Below are 4,338 nucleotides of genomic sequence, written 5' to 3'. Positions count from 1 at the left end.
AGATGGCTGTATGTGGGATGCAGATAGCGCCAAAAATTAACTATTGACGCCATAGTCTCTTGTTAAGTTATCTGATAACGACTAACTCACCATTATCTAGTGCAAACTTTAACTTATAGTCTTTTGGTAAGTACTCTTTATATACATTAATATTTGGACTCAATTTTTTAAATGAAAGAAGTTCATTTAATATTGTTAGAAATTCCAATAGTACCTTACTTTGATCTACTGCGATTTTTTGTTTACCCATTTCAGACAATGGGTACTTTTTACCATCCACCGTAATAAAAGGCTTATTTTTGCATAAGGACAATGAGCCATCTTTATTCGTAAAATATTCATCTGTTTCTTTGTCATACAACGGACACATGAATCCATGTACCCCTGTCTTAACATGATTAAGCAGGATTCCATGGTCTAAGCAGAAAACGTGACTAGGAGTATGTTCATAAATTTCACCCACCTCAAACCAATCTTGGAATGTGGTAAATTTCTTTGCTGAACTTGAAAAACCAAAAATATACCCTTGAGGTGAAGTCGTGGAAACAGTATTCCACATAACTGTATCTGCATTTAACTCATAAATAGGATCTGCCGGCATTTCTCGAAAGGATTGCTTTATAAATTTTAGTTTTTTTACTGACTTGATATTTTCAATCGCTTCAGTCATTTTCTTTTTGCTTAGTGTTGTCTTAACCTCAATTACCGCATATACAAAATCAACTGGAAAAAACTTAACATCTGTCTGAGCAAATATCTCAGGGTAATTGAATGCGTCATAAATAATGATGTCACACTGCTTACTTTGCTGTCCTTCGTGATCTACTACAACTCCAGTTCCAATCGCGTATTTTTTAGGCAGGAACTTATCTAATAGTTCCACTAATACATTTTCGTTACCTTCGCCTTTAACCCCTTGATGCTCAAATAAATCATTTATATCTGAAACTTCGGCATCGATTTTTTGGGCTATCGCTTGATAATATGGTGATAAAAGCTTATCCATTAAACATTCCTAACATTTTAAAGTAACTTAACGCCCTGTTAAGGTGTGAGTAACGCAATACAAAAGCCGCCGCATACCACCTTAATCACTTAAACCAACGCATAGTAAAAATGCCACGCGTTGCGAATCACTCTTGAACAGATTGTTATGTGTCTTTGATAAAATATGGATTGTCAATTTCATTGAAACTGAACTCAACCTTCTTTGCTTCAAACACAGAACAATTCACTAGTTTGGCAGATTCTAGATCAAACAAAGCTATATTGTACCCATCAGATAGAGAGCTTTTGTAGGCCAACCCATCGTAACCTAACGATTTAAACAACTCTGCTATCATTTGAGTTGGAGCATAATCGGACCTAAGGTCATTATTCAGCGTTGGTTGGGAAAAAGCATTATCAATAAATGCCCAAACATTTTTTATCACATCCTCGGCTGGAGGCTCTTGAAAAAAGAAATGTGTAGCCTCACCATGATGTATTGAACAGTCAACAATTTTAAGCTCTTTTATTGTTTTAAATTGCCCCGCAGAAATAATAGAACCTAGCCAAGGGCGGACCTCAGACATTGCCGTGTTTGCCGTTGTTGCAAGATATAGACACGGAATACCCTTAGAATTCGCTCTACCTTCTGACGCACTATCAACTAAAGGTTTCATTCTTGTAGGAGAAAACGCCGAAGGCTTTTCTGCTACAACTTCATCACCTTCCCTGATCTCTTCCCAATCATGACCGTTTTGAGCACGCCATAAAACAGTTCCCTTTTCAAGCACCTTAGCCCGACTTCCACATGTATCAGCCACAGCATCGAGGAAAGCTTTAGAATCATCATCTAAAATATATCGGGACTTATGTTTTACTGTATGGCTAAACTCCAGAAAGGCACGCCAAGACTTAAAGCTCATATTTTCTCCTTGAATACTCGGGGGCTTGCACACATAACGCCCTGTTAAGGGGTGAGCAACGCAATACCGATGCCGCCGCATACCGACTTAAACACTAAAACCAACGCATAGTGAAAATGCCACGCGTTGCGAATCCCTCTTGAACAGTTTGTTATGTGGTGACTCAAAGGTGACGTTGAACACTAATACACAGAGCTTCAAGGTTGCTGTCAAAGGCATCTTTGAAACCTTCAGGAACTATCGGTTCTAACAATTTCCAACTATCATGTTCCCAGTATTCAACCAAGCCGAAACCTTCTTCACCATCCCACTGGATCATAAACCTATAATTGCCTAAGGCATAAATACTGTACATTGAACCACAGTAGTCTAAGTCGGTATCCGGTTTTACTTCTTTGTATCCTCGCTCGATTAGGATGTCTTTTATTCTGCTTTTTAATTTGTAATATTCATGCATTTCCATATACCACATAACGCCCTGTTAAGGTGTGAGCAACGCAATACCGAAGTTTCCGCATACTACCTTAAACACTAAACGCAACGCATAGTAAAAATGCCAAGCGTTGCGAATCACTCTTAAACAGATTGTTATGTGCGTCCTAAAGGCTAGCGCTTAGTCTCTTCACAGACATAAGGCTTGCCTCTAGATGTGTCACAATTCAATGCACATTCGTAGTCACCTGAATATGTTGCATTCATTTGATATAAAGCACTTCGGGCTTCGTTGCGACAAGCTTCAAGACTATCAAATGTTCCTATATTTTTGTCATTCCACAAATTGTTCTTATCTGGATAGACAAAGCCGATCCATTCCTGTTTATCTTCTTTTAGAAAGTCCCACGCCATTATTATTACTATCAGTAGTAATACAAACTTAATGATATTAATTAGGCACTTAGCTAGGAAACGAAAGACGTTACCAATAAATTCAAACATAGTTTTGATGTAATTAGAAAAAGGGGCGAATTTTTATCAAAGCCATGCAAATTGAACAAATCAAAAGATTTATCGACAAGACAAATACGAAACAAAGCACATAACGCCGCGTTAAGTGGTGAGCAACGCCAACCACCCTACCTAAACCATTGTGACATAAACACTTAACCCAAAGTAAGCCGAAAATTCCAAGCGTTGTGAATCCGTCTTAAACGCTTTGTTATGAGCTAAAACCCCACCAATACTTAAACACTATGTGTGTTAAACCACTAAAACTACGACACATGCAATAACAAGGGCTATCACAAATTTCACCATCTTCGGATTCATACAAAAAAATAAGTATAAGTGCTCTCCAAACTCGCGAAACCATGAGTAATTTAAGTCTTTAACTAGAGCGCAACAATGAGGACAGTATGATTTGGATGGTACGTTATTTTTAAAAACTATACGCGGAACTATAGATTTCTCGCAGGCGCTACATACTGTATAATTCTTGCGTTGTATATTACTCATGTTCTTTTCTGATTGCAGTGTTACCCCTGCCTTTAATCGTTTCGATGTATCATCCGCTAGCTTTTTAAATTCAGCTTCATCGCACTCTGTAAACTCATAACCATCCTCATGAATCAATTTGTTCCGCATAGTAGCGAGTTGTCGAATAGAAGTAACAAGGTCTTCTTCTAAGTCATTTTCTACACTCGATAGTTTTTCATGCAAACCTTTACCGATAGCTCCAATTCTGACTAACTCTGTTTCAATTGATTTACATGATTTAATTACTAACTCGTAACTCACTCTATATCCCCTAGAAAAAATCAAATGACTGCGAATATCTGTTCCGTTTTGGCTCATAACGCCGCATTAAGTGGTGAACAACGCGACCACCCAACCTTAAACCTTGCCACATTTAGCACTGAAGCCGACCTAGACTGAAACCGCCAAGCGTTGAGAATCCGTCTTAAATGCTTTGTTATGTTTTACCACAACTGACTGATTTACTTGGCAAAGAACTGAGAGGCAGACCTAGATTTCTGAACCAAGTCACAAGCTCGAACTCGCTTGACCACCAGATGCGCCAAACCAGAAACGAGCAAGCCCACTTCCCTGATAATGAGGCAACTCGATCAAGCCTCAACAAGCGCCCTTTCTTAGCAACAACAGCGCAGAACAATGGTGATTTGCCGAGGCTACTGCCAAGGTTATTGGCTAATTGGGAAATATGCCCAAAGCGACTTTGAGCCAGAGAAACAAGACGACCAAACCACCCGAAAACTCGAATGAAGCAACCCGCTAACCTTGGCATGTTTTATGGGTGAAGTGATTCAAGAATTGGGGCAGACAATAGCGAATTGCTGAGTCTACTCCCGGCGAATAGCTAAAGGGACAAAGAACGACTCAAAGGCATTTAAGCCATTGAAACTTCATTAAAACATAACGCCGCATTAAGGGGCGAAAAACGCTATCCCCCTGAATTAAACCATTGTGACAT

The 4,338-nt window shown here is 39.0% G+C and carries 4 protein-coding genes; all 4 read right to left on the bottom strand.

Translation table 11 applies throughout. From position 1 onward, the window contains the following. Positions 1–67 precede the first annotated feature (67 nt). On the bottom strand, positions 68–1,006 hold the full coding sequence (locus H2O73_RS20110; protein WP_182110708.1) for a DUF6602 domain-containing protein: 939 nt from the start codon (positions 1,004–1,006) through the stop codon (positions 68–70). A 145-nt stretch (positions 1,007–1,151) separates the two neighbouring features. Further along, positions 1,152–1,910, bottom strand: a complete 759-nt coding sequence (locus tag H2O73_RS20105; RefSeq protein ID WP_182110707.1) for an RES family NAD+ phosphorylase — start codon at positions 1,908–1,910, stop codon at positions 1,152–1,154. Positions 1,911–2,073: 163 nt separating this feature from the next. Then, complete coding sequence (locus H2O73_RS20095) at positions 2,074–2,367, bottom strand: hypothetical protein (protein WP_182110705.1); 294 nt, start codon at positions 2,365–2,367, stop codon at positions 2,074–2,076. Positions 2,368–3,107: 740 nt separating this feature from the next. Then, complete coding sequence (locus H2O73_RS20085) at positions 3,108–3,701, bottom strand: hypothetical protein (protein WP_182110704.1); 594 nt, start codon at positions 3,699–3,701, stop codon at positions 3,108–3,110. Positions 3,702–4,338: the final 637 nt, after the last annotated feature.

This window comes from Vibrio marinisediminis (genome assembly GCF_014050145.1).
In the GTDB taxonomy this organism is placed as follows: domain Bacteria; phylum Pseudomonadota; class Gammaproteobacteria; order Enterobacterales; family Vibrionaceae; genus Vibrio; species Vibrio marinisediminis.
The sequence above is the reverse complement of the archived record's forward strand: the minus strand, read 5'-3'. Positions and strand labels throughout refer to the sequence as shown.

What these genes read in the sequence shown, in the direction of transcription:
- H2O73_RS20105 (WP_182110707.1), bottom strand. Translation starts at nt 1,910, where the DNA reads ATGAGCTTTAAGTCTTGGCGTGCCTTTCTGGAGTTTAGCCATACAGTA.
- H2O73_RS20095 (WP_182110705.1), bottom strand. Translation starts at nt 2,367, where the DNA reads ATGCATGAATATTACAAATTAAAAAGCAGAATAAAAGACATCCTAATC.
- H2O73_RS20110 (WP_182110708.1), bottom strand. Translation starts at nt 1,006, where the DNA reads ATGGATAAGCTTTTATCACCATATTATCAAGCGATAGCCCAAAAAATC.
- H2O73_RS20085 (WP_182110704.1), bottom strand. Translation starts at nt 3,701, where the DNA reads ATGAGCCAAAACGGAACAGATATTCGCAGTCATTTGATTTTTTCTAGG.